The sequence below is a fragment of the Staphylococcus sp. HMSC34G04 genome (genome assembly GCF_001838765.1).
Lineage (GTDB): Bacteria > Bacillota > Bacilli > Staphylococcales > Staphylococcaceae > Staphylococcus > Staphylococcus epidermidis.
Map to the genome: position 1 here is coordinate 465 of NZ_KV838756.1, position 225 is coordinate 689.

Annotated in this window: 1 protein-coding gene; it reads right to left on the reverse strand. The window is 30.7% G+C overall.

Annotated elements, in window-relative coordinates:
- Nucleotides 1–225, reverse strand: a 225-nt coding sequence (locus tag HMPREF3241_RS10160) for a DDE-type integrase/transposase/recombinase (RefSeq protein ID WP_141763189.1), incomplete at both ends; no start/stop codon positions are given.

Sequence of the window (225 nt, forward strand, 5' to 3'; positions counted from 1 at the left end):
AAACTGTTTAATAAGTCTTTTAATAAACGCATATGCTGATTGATTATCTCGTTTCTTACGTAACCAAATATCTAATGTATGACCATCTGCATCAATGGCACGATACAAATAACACCATTTTCCTTTGATTTTGATATATGTCTCATCAATACGCCACTTATAATACGCTTTGTTATTCTTTTTCTTCCAAATTTGATACAAAATAGGAGCATATTCTTGAACCCA